This is a genomic window from Geopseudomonas aromaticivorans, assembly GCF_019097855.1.
Lineage (GTDB): Bacteria > Pseudomonadota > Gammaproteobacteria > Pseudomonadales > Pseudomonadaceae > Geopseudomonas > Geopseudomonas aromaticivorans.
On the sequence record NZ_JAHRGL010000001.1, the window covers coordinates 1 to 15,706 of the forward strand.

Below are 15,706 nucleotides of genomic sequence, written 5' to 3' on the forward strand. Positions count from 1 at the left end.
AGGGTACTTAGATGTTTCAGTTCCCCTGGTTCGCCTCTTGCACCTATGTATTCAGTACAAGATACCTACCTTATGGTAGGTGGGTTTCCCCATTCAGAGATCTCCGGATCAAAGTCTGTTTGCCGACTCCCCGAAGCTTTTCGCAGGCTACCACGTCTTTCATCGCCTCTGACTGCCAAGGCATCCACCGTATGCGCTTATTCACTTGACCATATAACCCCAAGCAATCTGGTTATATTCGTGTAAATACGACATTCGCCGAAAACTTGCGCTTGAACTCGCAAATTTACCTTGACTTGATCGATTGCCAGTGAAAACAATCAATCAGTCTACTTCTATCACATACCCAAATTTTTAAAGAACAGTCTGATACAAAGACCAGAAATCAATGTTTCATCCTCGCCACCGCCGGACGGCAGCTGGAGGCAAACACTCATTTCTGAGCTTTCGGCGATTTTCATGGGGGAGTGGTGGAGCCAAGGAGGATCGAACTCCTGACCTCCTGCGTGCAAAGCAGGCGCTCTCCCAGCTGAGCTATGGCCCCATCAATTTGACCGGCCTGCGCACCACGACAATTGGTGGGTCTGGGCAGATTCGAACTGCCGACCTCACCCTTATCAGGGGTGCGCTCTAACCAACTGAGCTACAGACCCAATCGCCTTTCATCAGTGAATCAAGCAATTCGTGTGGGAACTTATGAGGAAGCTGAAGTCTTCGATTAAGGAGGTGATCCAGCCGCAGGTTCCCCTACGGCTACCTTGTTACGACTTCACCCCAGTCATGAATCACTCCGTGGTAACCGTCCCCCCGAAGGTTAGACTAGCTACTTCTGGAGCAACCCACTCCCATGGTGTGACGGGCGGTGTGTACAAGGCCCGGGAACGTATTCACCGTGACATTCTGATTCACGATTACTAGCGATTCCGACTTCACGCAGTCGAGTTGCAGACTGCGATCCGGACTACGATCGGTTTTGTGAGATTAGCTCCGCCTCGCGGCTTGGCAACCCTCTGTACCGACCATTGTAGCACGTGTGTAGCCCTGGCCGTAAGGGCCATGATGACTTGACGTCATCCCCACCTTCCTCCGGTTTGTCACCGGCAGTCTCCTTAGAGTGCCCACCATAACGTGCTGGTAACTAAGGACAAGGGTTGCGCTCGTTACGGGACTTAACCCAACATCTCACGACACGAGCTGACGACAGCCATGCAGCACCTGTGTCTGAGTTCCCGAAGGCACCAATCCATCTCTGGAAAGTTCTCAGCATGTCAAGGCCAGGTAAGGTTCTTCGCGTTGCTTCGAATTAAACCACATGCTCCACCGCTTGTGCGGGCCCCCGTCAATTCATTTGAGTTTTAACCTTGCGGCCGTACTCCCCAGGCGGTCAACTTATCGCGTTAGCTTCGTTACTAAGTTCTCAAGGAACCCAACAACTAGTTGACATCGTTTACGGCGTGGACTACCAGGGTATCTAATCCTGTTTGCTCCCCACGCTTTCGCACCTCAGTGTCAGTATCAGTCCAGGTGGTCGCCTTCGCCACTGGTGTTCCTTCCTATATCTACGCATTTCACCGCTACACAGGAAATTCCACCACCCTCTACCATACTCTAGCTCAGTAGTTTTGGATGCAGTTCCCAGGTTGAGCCCGGGGCTTTCACATCCAACTTGCTGAACCACCTACGCGCGCTTTACGCCCAGTAATTCCGATTAACGCTTGCACCCTTCGTATTACCGCGGCTGCTGGCACGAAGTTAGCCGGTGCTTATTCTGTCGGTAACGTCAAAACACTAACGTATTAGGTTAATGCCCTTCCTCCCAACTTAAAGTGCTTTACAATCCGAAGACCTTCTTCACACACGCGGCATGGCTGGATCAGGCTTTCGCCCATTGTCCAATATTCCCCACTGCTGCCTCCCGTAGGAGTCTGGACCGTGTCTCAGTTCCAGTGTGACTGATCATCCTCTCAGACCAGTTACGGATCGTCGCCTTGGTGAGCCTTTACCCCACCAACTAGCTAATCCGACCTAGGCTCATCTGATAGCGCAAGGCCCGAAGGTCCCCTGCTTTCTCCCGTAGGACGTATGCGGTATTAGCGTTCCTTTCGAAACGTTGTCCCCCACTACCAGGCAGATTCCTAGGCATTACTCACCCGTCCGCCGCTGAATCGGAGTGCAAGCACCCCTCATCCGCTCGACTTGCATGTGTTAGGCCTGCCGCCAGCGTTCAATCTGAGCCATGATCAAACTCTTCAGTTCACATCATTGCGGGTTTTGAGAAAACCCTAAACTTGGCTCAGCAATCGCAAATAAACTCATGAATTCACGAGACTACTTGTGACGCTGATAATCTTGCGACTGTCAGTCTTATCTCACAAGCACCCACACGAATTGCTTGATTCAACTTGTTAAAGAGCGTTTCGACCGAGTCAGTGTTTCGTCTCAACCGAGGCCGCGAATTCTACAGCAGCCTTACAACCTGTCAAGCGTTTCGTGAAAATTTCTTTTCGTTTCAACCACTTGCGCTAGCTTCAACCCGGAGGCTGCTGCAGCGAGGTGGCGAATAATACAGCCTTTAAAAACGCTGTCAACACCTTCTCGAAAACATCGACTTTCATGCTTGGCTTGCACCCTCGAACCAGGCCAGCTTGTCTCGCAACCGGACCACCTCCCCCACTATCACCAGTGTCGGTGCATGTACTTCGTGCTGAGCCACCAACTGCGGCAGATCAGCCAGGGTACCGGTGAACACTCGCTGGCTGGGCGTGGTTCCCTGCTGCACCAGGGCTGCCGGCATATCCGCCGCACAGCCGTGACGGATCAACTGCTCACAGATGAGCGGCAGGCCAACCAGCCCCATGTAGAACACCAGGGTCTGCCCCGGCGCAACAAGATCGCTCCATGGCAGATTGCAGCTATTGTCCTTCAGGTGCCCGGTAACAAAGCGCACCGATTGCGCGTAATCGCGGTGGGTCAAAGGAATGCCTGCATAGGCCGAACAACCGGAGGCAGCGGTAATACCGGGCACCACTTGGAATGGGATCCCTTCCGCAGCCAACTCCTCAATCTCCTCACCACCACGACCGAAGATGAATGGATCCCCGCCCTTCAGGCGCAGCACCCGCTTGCCCTGCTTGGCCAGCACCACCAACTGTTGGTTGATCTGCTCTTGCGGCAGAGCATGCTCGCTGCGGCGCTTGCCGACATAGATGCGCTCGGCATCGCGTCGGCACATGTCGACGATCGCCGGAGCAACCAGGCGGTCATAAAGCACCACGTCAGCCTGCTGCATCAGGCGCAGGGCTCGAAAAGTGAGCAGATCCGGATCGCCCGGACCCGCACCAACCAGATAAACCTCGCCCAGCTCGCGCTCATGACCGCCTGCCAGCTTGTCGGCCAGCAAGCGCTCAGCTTCCGCCTCGCGACCAGCCAACACTTGCTCCGCGACCGGGCCCTGGAAAACCTCTTCCCAGAACACCCGGCGTTGCTGCACATCAGCGAAGCGCTGCTTTACCGCACCACGGAACTTCTGCGCCAACCCAGCCAGGCGACCGTAAGCCGATGGAATCAACGTCTCCAGACGGGCACGCATCAGACGGGTCAACACCGGCGCATCGCCACCACTGGAAACCGCCACCATCAGCGGCGAGCGGTCGACGATGGCTGGGAAAATCACACTGCAAAGTTGCGGTGCATCCACCACATTGACCGGCAGATTGCAGGCATAGGCATCGCGGGACACCTGGGCATTGAGCTGATCATCATCGGTAGCCGCAATCACCAGCACGCAGCCGTACAGATCGGCCTCCTGATAGCCGCGCCGGATCAGCTCGCCGCCGCCCTGCTCCACCAGGCTGCGCAGGCCAGGCTCGATCCTCGGTGCCACCACGCGAAGAGTGGCCCCCGCCTCGGCCAGCAACCTCGCCTTGCGCAAAGCGATCTCACCTCCGCCGACCACCAACACCCGGCGGCCACGCAGATTGTGAAAGAGAGGAAGAAAGTCCATCGCAAGCCTCTTACAGTCGCCACGTTGTTGGTGGCAGGGTGACGGGGCAACCGTCATCGCGCGGATTGGGCTTGCCTGCGACAAGCCCTCGGTGGATTGCCGGCCCGGTCAGCCGATAATCTCGAGCCCACCCATATACGGCTTGAGCACCTCTGGCACACGAATGGAGCCATCAGCCTGCTGATAGTTTTCCAGTACTGCCACCAGAGTACGGCCGACCGCCAGGCCGGAACCGTTCAGTGTATGCACCAGCTCCGGCTTGCCAGTCTCCGGATTGCGCCAGCGCGCCTGCATGCGACGCGCCTGGAAGTCGCCGCAGTTGGAGCAGGAAGAAATCTCGCGGTACTTGTCCTGACTCGGCACCCAGACCTCTAGATCGTAAGTCTTGGTCGCACCGAACCCCATATCGCCCGTGCACAGAGCCAGCTTGCGATACGGCAGCTCGAGCAGCTGTAGCACCTTTTCGGCATGACCGGTCAGTGCCTCGAGGGCCTCGAAGGACTTCGCCGGCTCGACGATCTGTACCATTTCGACCTTGTCGAACTGGTGCTGACGAATCATGCCGCGGGTGTCACGACCAGAAGCCCCGGCTTCGCTGCGGAAACACGGGGTGTGGGCGACGAATTTCAGCGGCAGCTGCTTGGCCTCGAGGATCTCGCCGGAGACGATGTTGGTCAGCGACACTTCCGCTGTGGGAATCAGGTAGAAGTCAGCCTCGCCCTCCCGGCTGATCTTGAATAGATCTTCCTCGAACTTCGGCAGCTGACCAGTCCCCAGCAGCGCCGGCGCCTGAACCAGATAAGGCGTATAGGCCTCCTCGTAACCGTGCTCACCGACATGCAGGTTGAGCATGAACTGCGCCAGGGCGCGATGCAGGCGGGCGATCGGGCCGCGCATCAGCGCGAAACGCGCACCGGAGAGTTTGGCCGCAGTCTCGAAGTCGAGCCAGCCGTGCTGCTCGCCAAGGGCAACGTGGTCCTTGATCTCGAAGTCGAACTCGCGCGGGATTCCCCAGCGACTCACTTCGACGTTCTCCTCCTCACCGCCACCGACCGGCACCGACTCGTGCGGCAAGTTGGGGATGGTCAGCAGCAGTGCATCCAGCTCGGCCTGGATCGACTCCAGCTCCTGCTTGCCCGCTGCCAGCTCGCCGCCCATGCGCTCGACATCGGCCATCAAGGGCGCGATGTCTTCGCCACGCTGCTTGGCCTGGCCGATGCTCTTGGAGCGAGCATTACGCTCAGCCTGCAGCTGCTCGGTACGGGTCTGGGTTTCCTTGCGCCGGCTTTCCAGCGCCTCGAGACGCGCCACATCCAGTTGAAAACCGCGGGTAGCCAGACGCTGCGCCACTTCCTGCGGTTGGCCACGAACCAGTTTGGAGTCGAGCATGGATAATTCTCGTCAATCAGAGTTTGGTTAAAGACAGCCCCGCCCACGTCGCGAGCAAGCCGCCCAGCACGCTGGCAGTCGCATAAATGAGCGCCAGCGGTGCTTGGCCGCTTTCCAGCAGGCGCAGCGTGTCGAGGGAGAAAGATGAAAAGGTGGTCAGGCCACCGAGAAAGCCGACGATCAGCCCGGCGCGCAGCAACAGCGGCACTTCCGGACGGATCAAAAACATCCCGTAGAGATAACCGATCAGCAGGCAGCCGACAAGATTTACCGCCAGGGTGGCGGTGTAGAAATGCTGTGGCCAGTGGGCATTGATCCAGTTGCTGGTGACAAAGCGCAGCACGGTGCCCGCCGCCCCCCCCATGGCAACGGCGACAAACAGGGCGATCATGACTTTCTCCGCCGCCGCGCGCTGCTGCGATCGAGAGCAGCCAGATGCTCAAGCTTTTCGCGGATTTTCAGCTCCAGCCCCCGCGGCACTGGCTGATAGTAGCGCTGTGGCTCCAGCCCCTCGGGGAAGTAATCCTCGCCAGCCGCGTAGGCCTCCGGCTCATCGTGGGCATAGCGGTATTCGTCGCCGTAGCCCAGCGTCTTCATCAGCTTGGTCGGCGCATTGCGCAGGTGCAGCGGCACCTCCAGCGAGCCATGGGCCGCGGCATCGCGCATCGCCGCCTTAAAGCCCATGTACACCGCATTGCTCTTCGGCGCGCAGGCCAGATAAACGATCGCTTGAGCGATCGCCAGCTCGCCCTCCGGACTGCCGAGACGCTCCTGCACCTCCCACGCGGCCAGACACAGGTTGAGCGCCCGCGGGTCGGCATTGCCGATATCCTCGCTGGCCATGCGCACCACGCGGCGCGCGAGGTACAGCGGATCGCAGCCGCCGTCGAGCATGCGTGCGAACCAGTACAGGGCGGCATCCGGATTGGAACCACGCACCGACTTGTGCAGCGCGCTGATCTGGTCGTAGAAGGCCTCGCCACCCTTATCAAAGCGCCGTCGGCTGTCGCCCAGCAGGTTCTCCAGCAGGCTGACACCGATCTCTTCGCCGTCCTCCACCAGGTCGGCGGCATTCTCCAGGAAATTGAGCAGCCGCCGGCCATCACCGTCTGCTGCCGCCAGCAGCAGACTGCAGGCCTCCTCGCTGATGGTCAGACGACGCTTGCCGAGCCCGCGCTCCTCGCTCAGGGCTCGCGCCAGCAACTGGCGCAGCGCCGCCTCGTCGAGGCTCTTCAGCACATAGACGCGCGCCCTTGAGAGCAGCGCATTGTTCAGCTCGAAGGAGGGGTTTTCGGTGGTCGCACCGATGAAGATCAGCGTTCCGTCCTCGACATAGGGCAGGAAGGCATCCTGCTGCGCCTTGTTGAAGCGGTGCACCTCGTCGACGAACAGGATGGTGCGGCGGCCGTACTGCGCCGCCTGCTGCTTGGCCACTTCGACCGCCTGGCGAATCTCCTTGACCCCGGCCAGCACCGCGGAAATGGTCTCGAAATGGGCATCGCCGATCTCGGCCAGCAGACGCGCCAAAGTGGTCTTGCCCACCCCCGGCGGCCCCCAGAAGATCATCGAGTGCAGCGCCCCCTGCTCCAGCGCCTCGCGCAGCGGCTTGCCGTGCCCGAGCACATGCTCCTGGCCGACATAGTCATCCAGCCGGGTCGGACGCATGCGCGCGGCCAGCGGCTGGGCAACGGGTTCGCTACGGAACAGACTCATGGCGACAGGGCTCTACTCCCTCACTCCTGGATGATGTCGGCGCCTTCCGGCACCTTGAAGGTGAACTGGCTATTGTCCAGCGGCTGGTTCAGCTTCACGCCAAGGAACAGGATGTTGGTGCGCTGGCCGATGCTGTCGATCAGCTGCATGTCGTTGATCACCCCGTTACGAAACGACAGCCGCAGGGTATCGAACAGGGTGTCCTTGGCCTTGGGCTTGAGGATGAAGTCGACCACACTGCCGCCTTCCTTGTGGGTGATGGTGAAGTTCTCGCGGATCTTCGACACATCTCCGGACAGCAGCAGCGCCGGGGTATGACTCATGCGCTGATCGAGCGGCTGGATGGTGACCTGCTGCAAGTCCGGATCGTACAGCCAGACCTTCTCGCCATTGGAAACCAGCAACTGCTCCATCGGCGCATCGGTATGCCAGCGCAACAGGCCCGGCCGCTTGAGCGCCATCTCGCCACTGGCCTCCTGCAGCTGGGTGCCGGAGCCATCCAAAGTCAGCTGGGAAAAGCGCCCGCTCAGGGTCTGTGCCTTGCCCAGTAACTCGGTCAGACGCTGCACGGACTGCTCGTCCCCGGCAGCATGGGCAGCCAGCCCGGTCATGGTCAGAGCAGCCAGCAACAGCACACGAATCAGACGCATAGAACCTCGCTCAGTCTCGAACTGGCGTCGGCGCGATCACTTCGCGCGAGCCATTGGTATTCATGGAAGTAACCACGCCGGCCATTTCCATAGCCTCGATCATCCGTGCGGCACGGTTGTAGCCGATCTTCAGTTTGCGCTGCACCGCAGAGATCGATGCCCGGCGGCTTTCGGTGACGAAGCGTACCGCCTCGTCGTACAGCGGGTCTTCCTCGCTGCCTTCACCACTGTCGCCCCCGGTTGAATCGTAGGATCCGCCGCCGCCCTCATCGGCTCCGGCGAGGATGTCCTGGATGTAGTCCGGCGCGCCGCGCTGTTTCCAGGCATCCACGCTGCGGTGCACCTCGTCGTCGGAGACGAAGGCGCCGTGTACGCGAATCGGCAGGCCGCTGCCCGGCGGCAGGTAGAGCATGTCGCCGTGGCCAAGCAGCTGTTCGGCGCCACCCTGGTCGAGGATGGTGCGCGAATCGATCTTGCTCGACACCTGGAAGGCGATGCGCGTGGGGATGTTAGCCTTGATCAGGCCGGTGATCACGTCCACCGACGGGCGCTGGGTGGCGAGGATCAGGTGGATGCCCGCGGCACGCGCCTTCTGCGCGATGCGGGCGATCAGCTCCTCGACCTTCTTGCCGACGATCATGATCATGTCGGCAAATTCGTCGACCACCACCACGATGGTCGGTAGCGCCTTGAGCAGCGGCACTTCGTCGTCCGGACTCTCGCGGCGGAACAGTGGGTCGGTCAGTGGCGCCCCCGCCTCCTCAGCATCCTTGATCTTGCGATTGAAGCCAGCCAGGTTGCGCACGCCCATGGCCGCCATCAGCCGGTAGCGACGGTCCATCTCGGCCACGCTCCAGCGCAGGGCGTTGGCCGCCTCCTTCATGTCCGTCACTACCGGGCAGAGCAGATGCGGAATACCCTCGTAGATCGACAACTCGAGCATCTTCGGGTCGATCATGATCAGCCGCACCTGATCGGGCGTCGACTTGTACAGGATCGACAGCAACATCGCGTTGACGCCAACCGACTTGCCCGAGCCGGTGGTGCCCGCTACCAGCAGGTGCGGCATCTTCGCCAGATCGGCAGTCACCGGACGACCGCCGATATCGTGACCGAGCGCGATGGTCACCGGCGACTGGGCTTCCTCGTACTCAGGGGTCGACAGCACTTCGGAGAAGCGCACGATCTGGCGATTCTCGTTGGGAATCTCGATGCCCACGGTGGTCTTGCCGGGAATCACCTCGACCACCCGCACACTGATCACCGCCAGCGAGCGCGCCAGATCCTTGGCCAGATTGGTAATGCGGCTGACCTTGATACCGGCCGCCGGCTGGATCTCGAAACGGGTGATGACCGGCCCCGGATGGGCGTCGACCACCTGGACCTCGACACCGAACTCCTTGAGTTTGATCTCCAGCAGCCGGGACATGCTTTCCAGAGACTCCGGCGAGAAGCTGGTGGGCTTGACCTGCGGCGGATCGAGCAGGGACAGCGGCGGCAGGGTGCCCGCCACAGCGTCATCAATGTAGTGCACCACCGGCTTGGGCGGCTCGATCGGGCGCCGGACCTCTGCAGGCTTGACCTCGACCACCGTGCGCTGCTCTGCCCAAGGGACTGCAGGCTCGATCTCCGTGCGGACCTCCTCGCGCTCAGGACCTGGCCGTGCCGGCGTCACCGCACTCAATGCGTCCGTCACCGCCTCAGCAATGGCAGCGAGCATCGGTTTGGCCTCGACCGGCTGCGGCGGCATCGGCTCTGGCTCGTCATCAACGACCGAGAGGTCGACCACGGGCTCGATGCGCTCAGCGGCAGCCGCGGGCGGGCGCACCGATACTGACGTGACGCCTGCCAGCACTGCCCTGGCGACGGGAGCGGCCGGCGCACCGCGCGCCACCGCCGCCTTCGCAGCCGGAGCACTGACTGTGGCGCGCGGCTGTCCTGCTACAGGTTCCGCCGCGGGCTCGACCGCCTCGTCAGACTCCCGCAACTTCAGCTTCAGCTGACGATGCGTCTGGCGGCCTGCCCACCAGCGGTGGCCGGCCCCCTGGATCAGCTCGAACAGGTCAAGGGTGATCTTGCCGGTGAGGTCCATGACACGGAACCACGACAGATCGGTGAACACGGTCAGACCGAAGAGGAACAGCGCGATGAACATCAGCGTGCTGCCCTGCACATTCAAGGCATCCTCGGCCCACTCACCGAGGCTCTTGCCAAGAATCCCACCTGCCGGCGCCTGCGGATTCATTTCCAGCGCCTGGAACTGGATGGAGGCCAATGCAGCGGTCGAGATCAGCAGGAAGAACAGGCCGATGATCCGCCAGGAAAACAGCCAGCCATTCCAGCGGAACGGCTCATGGCGCGTACGGAACAGCTCGAGAACCTTGATACCCATCAGCAGCGGCAGCAGGTAGGCCGAATAGCCGAAGCCGAACAGGAAGAAACTGGCCACCCAGGCCCCTACCCGCCCGGCCGCATTCTGCACCTGGCCCGCACTGGTGGAGACATCGATGCCTGGATCCATCGGGGAGTAGCTCAACAGAGCCATCCAGAAATAGATGCACAACGCCCCCAGCGCAATCAGCGCCGCTTCCTTCAGACGGTAGTGCAGCTGCTGGCGCAAGGCATCGGCTTTGGCGGTATTGGCAGAGCTCTTCAAAACGTGTTTTTCCTGCGCTAGTCCGGCGCTCGAAATCGGTAGAGAAAAAATCAGAGACTATTGTAAGACTTTACCCAGAGGATGCCATGAAGGCCGTCAACGCCGGGTTTTGCCGCCCCAGCCAGAGGGGTGTAGCATGCTCCGCATTGACCGCATGGCAGCCCAATTGGAGCATGCATTCTCTTTCGTGACAAAGACTTATGGGGTGTTTTATGAGTGACGGCAAGCATTCGCGGCTGATCATCCTCGGTTCCGGCCCGGCCGGCTACACGGCTGCCGTCTACGCTGCGCGCGCCAACCTCAAGCCGCTGCTGATCACTGGCCTGCAGGCTGGCGGCCAGCTGACCACCACCACCGAGGTCGACAACTGGCCCGGCGACGTCGAAGGACTCACCGGACCGGCGTTGATGGAGCGCATGCGCGAGCATGCCGAACGCTTTGCCACCGAGATAGTCTTTGACCACATCCACACCGCCGAGTTGCAACAGCGCCCGTTCGTGCTCAAGGGCGACAGCGGCACCTTTACCTGCGATGCCCTGATCATCGCCACTGGCGCTTCTGCCCAGTACCTCGGCCTACCCTCCGAAGAAGCCTTCATGGGCAGGGGTGTATCCGCCTGCGCCACCTGCGATGGTTTCTTCTACCGCAACCAAGTGGTCTGCGTGATCGGCGGCGGCAACACCGCGGTCGAGGAAGCTCTGTACCTGTCCAACATCGCCCGGGAAGTCCACCTGATCCACCGCCGCGACAAGCTGCGCGCCGAAAAGATCCTCCAGGACAAGCTGCTGGAAAAGGCCGCGACCGGCAATATCCGCCTGCACTGGAACCAGGCCCTCGACGAAGTGCTCGGCGACGCCAGCGGCGTGACCGGCGTGCGCCTCAAGGACGTGAACAACGGCGCCACTCAGGAGCTGCCGCTGACCGGCGTATTCATCGCCATCGGCCACAAGCCCAACACCGAGCTGTTCACCGGCCAGCTGGCAATGCACGACGGCTACCTGAAAGTGAAGGGCGGCGGCGAAGGCAATGCCACAGCCACCAGCATCGAAGGTGTATTTGCCGCCGGCGACGTGGCCGACCACGTCTACCGCCAAGCCATCACCTCCGCCGGCGCCGGCTGCATGGCGGCACTCGACGCCGAACGCTTCCTCGAGCAGTAATCCCACAGCATGCTCAACTGGCTGGCACGCGACTCCCTGCAGTTCCCCCCACTGGAGCAGGCCCTGCGCGAGCCGGACGGTCTGCTCGCCGCAGGCGGCGATCTCAGCCCCGAGCGTCTGATCAGCGCCTACCGCCACGGCTGCTTTCCCTGGTTCCAGGAAGGGCAGCCCATCCTCTGGTGGTCGCCCAACCCACGCATGGTCCTGTTCCCGGCAGAGCTGCACGTCTCGCACAGCCTGCGCAAGCTGATGCGGCAGGGACGCTTCGAGGTCAGTTTTGATCGCGACTTTCCCGCGGTGATTCACGCCTGCGCCGCACCACGCAGCTATGCTGAAGGCACCTGGATCACTCGAGCGATGCAGGCCGCCTACCTGGAACTGCATCGCCGCGGCATCGCCCACTCGGTAGAAGTCTGGCAGGAAGGCCAGCTGGTCGGCGGCCTCTACGGACTGGCCATGGGACGCCTGTTTTTCGGCGAATCGATGTTCAGCCGCACGGACAACGCCTCGAAGATCGGCTTCGTCACGCTGGTCGAACAGCTCCGCGAATGCGGCTTCGCGCTGATCGACTGCCAGATGCACACCCAGCACCTGTCCAGCTTCGGCGCCCGCGAGATACCCCGTGCCGACTTTGCCGACCACCTCGAGCGCTATCTTGATCAGTCCGGCCCGACACCCTGGGCGAGCACCCCGGGGTGACTTACACTGATAAAGGCAATCTCGTTCGACCTGCACTACCAGGGGTTACGTCATGACCGAACTGGCCCATCTGAAGTTCTATGCGACCCAGCCGCACGACTGCAGTTACCTCTCCGGACAGCAGGCAACCACCCTGTTTCTCGATCCGCGCCACCCGTTCGATGCCGGCATGTATGCCGGCCTGTCGGAACTGGGCTTCCGGCGCAGCGGCGAACATCTGTACCGCCCCCATTGCCAGCATTGCCAGGCCTGCCTTCCGGCACGCATTCCGACCGCCAGCTTTCAGGCCAGCCAGCAGCAGAAACGCATCCTCAAGCGCAATCGGGACCTCAGCGTACACGCCGTTCGTCCGGAATTTCGCGAGGAGTATTACGACCTCTACGCACGTTATATCGAGCAGCGCCATGCAGACGGCGACATGTACCCACCCAGTCGCGAACAGTTCACCACCTTCCTGGTGAGTGACCTGCCGTTCTGCGTGTTCTTCGAGTTTCGCCTGCAGGGACGCCTGCTGGCCGTCGCCGTGACCGACGTCCTACCCAACGGCCTTTCCGCGGTCTATACCTTCTTCGACCCCCTTGAGGAACGGCGCAGCCTCGGTCGCCTGGCGATTCTCTGGCAGGTCGCCGAAGCATCCCGTCGAGCACTGCCAGCCGTCTATCTCGGCTACTGGATCCGCACCTGCCGCAAGATGAGCTACAAGAGCGAGTATCGTCCGCTAGAGCTGTACGTGAACCAGCACTGGGTGACCCTCGACTGAGGCCACTTGGCTGCGACGGGGGTTTTCGGGCACAATGCCCGGCGATTTTGCCCGAGTACATCAATCGGGCCATCCTTAGGTAATTGAGGGCTTTACTGCATGTCGAAAGAAGACAGCTTCGAAATGGAAGGCACTGTCGTCGACACCCTACCCAACACCATGTTCCGCGTGGAGTTGGAAAACGGGCACGTCGTCACCGCGCACATCTCCGGCAAGATGCGCAAGAACTACATCCGTATCCTGACCGGCGACAAGGTCCGCGTGGAACTGACGCCCTACGACCTGAGCAAGGGTCGCATCACCTACCGCGCTCGCTGAGCGACGCAAGGTCATGAAACGACAACGCCCGGCATTGCCGGGCGTTGTCGTTTTTATCGCCTTCCAAACGCTCAAGCCGGCAAGGCCACCGTCTCGTAATCGAACACCAGCTCGCCGTCCTGCACGTCGATGTGCACGGTGCCACCGTGCTCGGCCAGTTCGCCAAACAGGATCTGCTCCGCCAGCGGCCGCTTGATCTTGTCCTGAATCAGCCGCGCCATCGGCCTCGCCCCCATCTGCGCATCGTAGCCGCGCTCCGCCAGCCAGCCACGCGCCGCCTCGCTGACGTCCAGCAGCACCCGCTTATCCTCCAGCTGCGCCTGCAGTTCGGTGAGAAACTTGTCGACCACGCTCTTGATGATCGCGTGGTCAAGCCGGCCGAACTGGATGATGGTATCCAAGCGATTGCGGAATTCCGGGGTGAAGCTTTTCCTGATCACTTCCATGGCGTCACTGGAATGATCCTGCAGGGTGAAGCCGATCGACGCGCGCGCCGCCGTTTCCGCCCCCGCATTGGTGGTCATGATCAGAATCACGCTGCGAAAATCAGCCTTGCGTCCGTTATTGTCGGTCAGCGTGCCATGATCCATGACCTGCAACAGCAGGTTGAACACTTCTGGATGCGCCTTCTCGATTTCGTCCAACAGCAGCACGCAGTGCGGTGTCTTGGTGATTGCCTCGGTCAGCAGGCCACCCTGGTCGAAGCCGACGTACCCCGGCGGCGCGCCGATCAGGCGCGACACGGTGTGCCGCTCCATGTACTCGGACATGTCGAAACGCACCAGCTCCACCCCCAGCGCCTTGGCCAGCTGCCGCGCCACTTCGGTCTTGCCGACGCCCGTCGGGCCGGCAAACAGGAACGAGCCGACCGGCTTGTCCGGCGCCTTGAGGCCGGCCCGCGACAGCTTGATGGCGGTGGACAGCGCGTCGATCGCCACATCCTGGCCGAACACCGTCAGCTTGAGATCGCGCTCCAGATTGCGCAGCAGCTCCTTGTCCGAGGTGGTGACATGCTTGGGCGGAATGCGCGCAATCTTTGCCACCACATCCTCGATCTGCTGCACGTCGACGCAGGCGGCACGCCGGCTCTCCGGCTGCAGCCGCTGGTAGGCGCCAGCCTCATCGATCACGTCGATGGCCTTGTCCGGCATGTGCCGGTCGTTGATATAGCGCGCCGCGAGTTCAGCCGCGGCACGCAGCGCCTCGTCGGTGTAGCTGATCTTGTGGTGCTGCTCGAAGCGGCTCTTCAGCCCCCTGAGGATGCCGACAGTGTCCTCCACCGACGGCTCGAGCACGTCGACCTTCTGGAAGCGCCGAGCCAGGGCCCGATCCTTCTCGAAGATCCCGCGGAACTCCTGAAAGGTAGTCGAGCCGATGCAGCGCATCTCACCGGAAGACAGCAGCGGCTTGAGCAGGTTCGACGCATCCATCACCCCACCGGACGCCGCGCCGGCCCCAATGATGGTGTGAATCTCGTCAATGAACAGGATCGCATGCGGCCGCCGACGCAGCTCGTTGAGCAGCGCCTTGAAGCGCTTCTCGAAGTCGCCGCGATACTTGGTCCCCGCCAGCAAGGCGCCGAGGTCGAGTGAGTAGACCACACTGTTGGCCAGCAGGTCGGGGACCAGGCCATCGACAATGCGCTTGGCCAAACCCTCGGCAATCGCCGTCTTGCCGACACCGGCCTCGCCGACCAACAACGGATTGTTCTTGCGGCGGCGGGCGAGAATCTGCGCAACACGCTCGACCTCAGGCTCGCGACCGACCAGCGGATCGATGCGCCCCTGCCGCGCCTGCTCGTTGAGGTTGCTGGCGTAGGCATCCAGCGGATTGCCGGACACCGGGTTCTCACCACCCTCCTCGTCCTGGGATTCCTGCTCCTGCTGCTCGTGCGTCTCGCTCTCGCCCGGAACCTTGGAAATGCCATGGGCGATGTAGTTGACCACATCGATGCGCGCGACACTCTGCTGTTTGAGCAGGAATACCGCCTGACTCTCCTGCTCGCTGAAGATCGCGACCAGCACATTGGCCCCGGTCACCTCGCGCTTGCCGGAACTCTGCACATGGAATACCGCACGCTGCAACACACGCTGAAAACCCAGGGTCGGCTGGGTTTCGCGCTCATCCTCGTTCAGCGGGATCAGCGGCGTGGTCGAGTCGATGAACTCGCGCAAGTCATGCCGCAGCTTGTCCATGTTGGCGCCACAGGCACGCAGGACGGTAGCGGCGGCACCGTTATCCAGCAGGGCCAGCAAGAGGTGCTCGACGGTCATGAACTCATGACGCTTGGTCCGAGCCTCCTTGAAGGCGAGGTTGAGGGTGACTTCAAGTTCACGATTCAACATAACTTCACCTCAT

Annotated in this window: 11 protein-coding genes, 2 tRNA genes and 2 rRNA genes; 4 read left to right on the forward strand and 11 right to left on the reverse strand. The window is 61.4% G+C overall.

Annotated features, from left to right (window positions below; all coding sequences use genetic code 11):
• The 10 genes from KRX52_RS00005 to KRX52_RS00050 form a co-directional block, all read right to left on the reverse strand.
• Window positions 1-211 (reverse strand): 23S ribosomal RNA (locus KRX52_RS00005); the annotation flags it as partial.
• Window positions 212-468: 257 nt separating this feature from the next.
• Window positions 469-544: transfer RNA gene (locus tag KRX52_RS00010), tRNA-Ala, on the reverse strand.
• Window positions 545-576: 32 nt separating this feature from the next.
• Window positions 577-653: transfer RNA gene (locus KRX52_RS00015), tRNA-Ile, on the reverse strand.
• Between the two features lie 66 nt (window positions 654-719).
• Window positions 720-2,256 (reverse strand): 16S ribosomal RNA (locus KRX52_RS00020).
• A 355-nt stretch (window positions 2,257-2,611) separates the two neighbouring features.
• The gene (cysG, locus tag KRX52_RS00025; protein WP_217679018.1) at window positions 2,612-4,003 is read right to left on the reverse strand and encodes a siroheme synthase CysG; all 1,392 of its coding nucleotides are present in this window, start codon (window positions 4,001-4,003) and stop codon (window positions 2,612-2,614) included.
• A 108-nt stretch (window positions 4,004-4,111) separates the two neighbouring features.
• A complete protein-coding gene (gene serS / locus KRX52_RS00030) occupies window positions 4,112-5,392 on the reverse strand; it encodes a serine--tRNA ligase (protein WP_217679020.1) in 1,281 nt (426 codons plus the stop codon).
• Between the two features lie 16 nt (window positions 5,393-5,408).
• Window positions 5,409-5,783: a fluoride efflux transporter CrcB gene (crcB, locus tag KRX52_RS00035; RefSeq protein WP_217679022.1), complete on the reverse strand. Its 375-nt coding sequence runs from the start codon at window positions 5,781-5,783 to the stop codon at window positions 5,409-5,411.
• The gene (locus KRX52_RS00040) at window positions 5,780-7,105 is read right to left on the reverse strand and encodes a replication-associated recombination protein A (protein ID WP_217679024.1); all 1,326 of its coding nucleotides are present in this window, start codon (window positions 7,103-7,105) and stop codon (window positions 5,780-5,782) included. The genes crcB and KRX52_RS00040 overlap by 4 nt, the downstream gene beginning before the upstream one ends.
• A 20-nt stretch (window positions 7,106-7,125) precedes the next feature.
• Complete coding sequence (gene lolA, locus KRX52_RS00045) at window positions 7,126-7,755, reverse strand: outer membrane lipoprotein periplasmic chaperone LolA (protein WP_217679026.1); 630 nt, start codon at window positions 7,753-7,755, stop codon at window positions 7,126-7,128.
• A gap of 10 nt (window positions 7,756-7,765) precedes the next feature.
• Window positions 7,766-10,411, reverse strand: a complete 2,646-nt coding sequence (locus KRX52_RS00050) for a DNA translocase FtsK (RefSeq protein WP_217679028.1) — start codon at window positions 10,409-10,411, stop codon at window positions 7,766-7,768.
• Window positions 10,412-10,623: 212 nt separating this feature from the next.
• Between KRX52_RS00050 and trxB the strand changes: the two genes are divergently transcribed.
• The 4 genes from trxB (at window position 10,624) to infA (ending at window position 13,348) form a co-directional block, all read left to right on the forward strand.
• Window positions 10,624-11,571, forward strand: a complete 948-nt coding sequence (gene trxB, locus KRX52_RS00055; RefSeq protein ID WP_217679030.1) for a thioredoxin-disulfide reductase — start codon at window positions 10,624-10,626, stop codon at window positions 11,569-11,571.
• Between the two features lie 9 nt (window positions 11,572-11,580).
• A complete protein-coding gene (gene aat, locus KRX52_RS00060; protein ID WP_217679032.1) occupies window positions 11,581-12,270 on the forward strand; it encodes a leucyl/phenylalanyl-tRNA--protein transferase in 690 nt (229 codons plus the stop codon).
• 52 nt (window positions 12,271-12,322) lie between these two features.
• A complete protein-coding gene (locus KRX52_RS00065) occupies window positions 12,323-13,030 on the forward strand; it encodes an arginyltransferase (protein WP_217679034.1) in 708 nt (235 codons plus the stop codon).
• Window positions 13,031-13,129: 99 nt separating this feature from the next.
• The gene (gene infA / locus KRX52_RS00070; RefSeq protein ID WP_002553999.1) at window positions 13,130-13,348 is read left to right on the forward strand and encodes a translation initiation factor IF-1; all 219 of its coding nucleotides are present in this window, start codon (window positions 13,130-13,132) and stop codon (window positions 13,346-13,348) included.
• Between the two features lie 71 nt (window positions 13,349-13,419).
• On the opposite strand, the gene clpA is transcribed toward infA, so the two are convergent.
• Window positions 13,420-15,693, reverse strand: a complete 2,274-nt coding sequence (gene clpA, locus KRX52_RS00075; protein ID WP_217679036.1) for an ATP-dependent Clp protease ATP-binding subunit ClpA — start codon at window positions 15,691-15,693, stop codon at window positions 13,420-13,422.
• Window positions 15,694-15,706 lie beyond the last annotated feature (13 nt).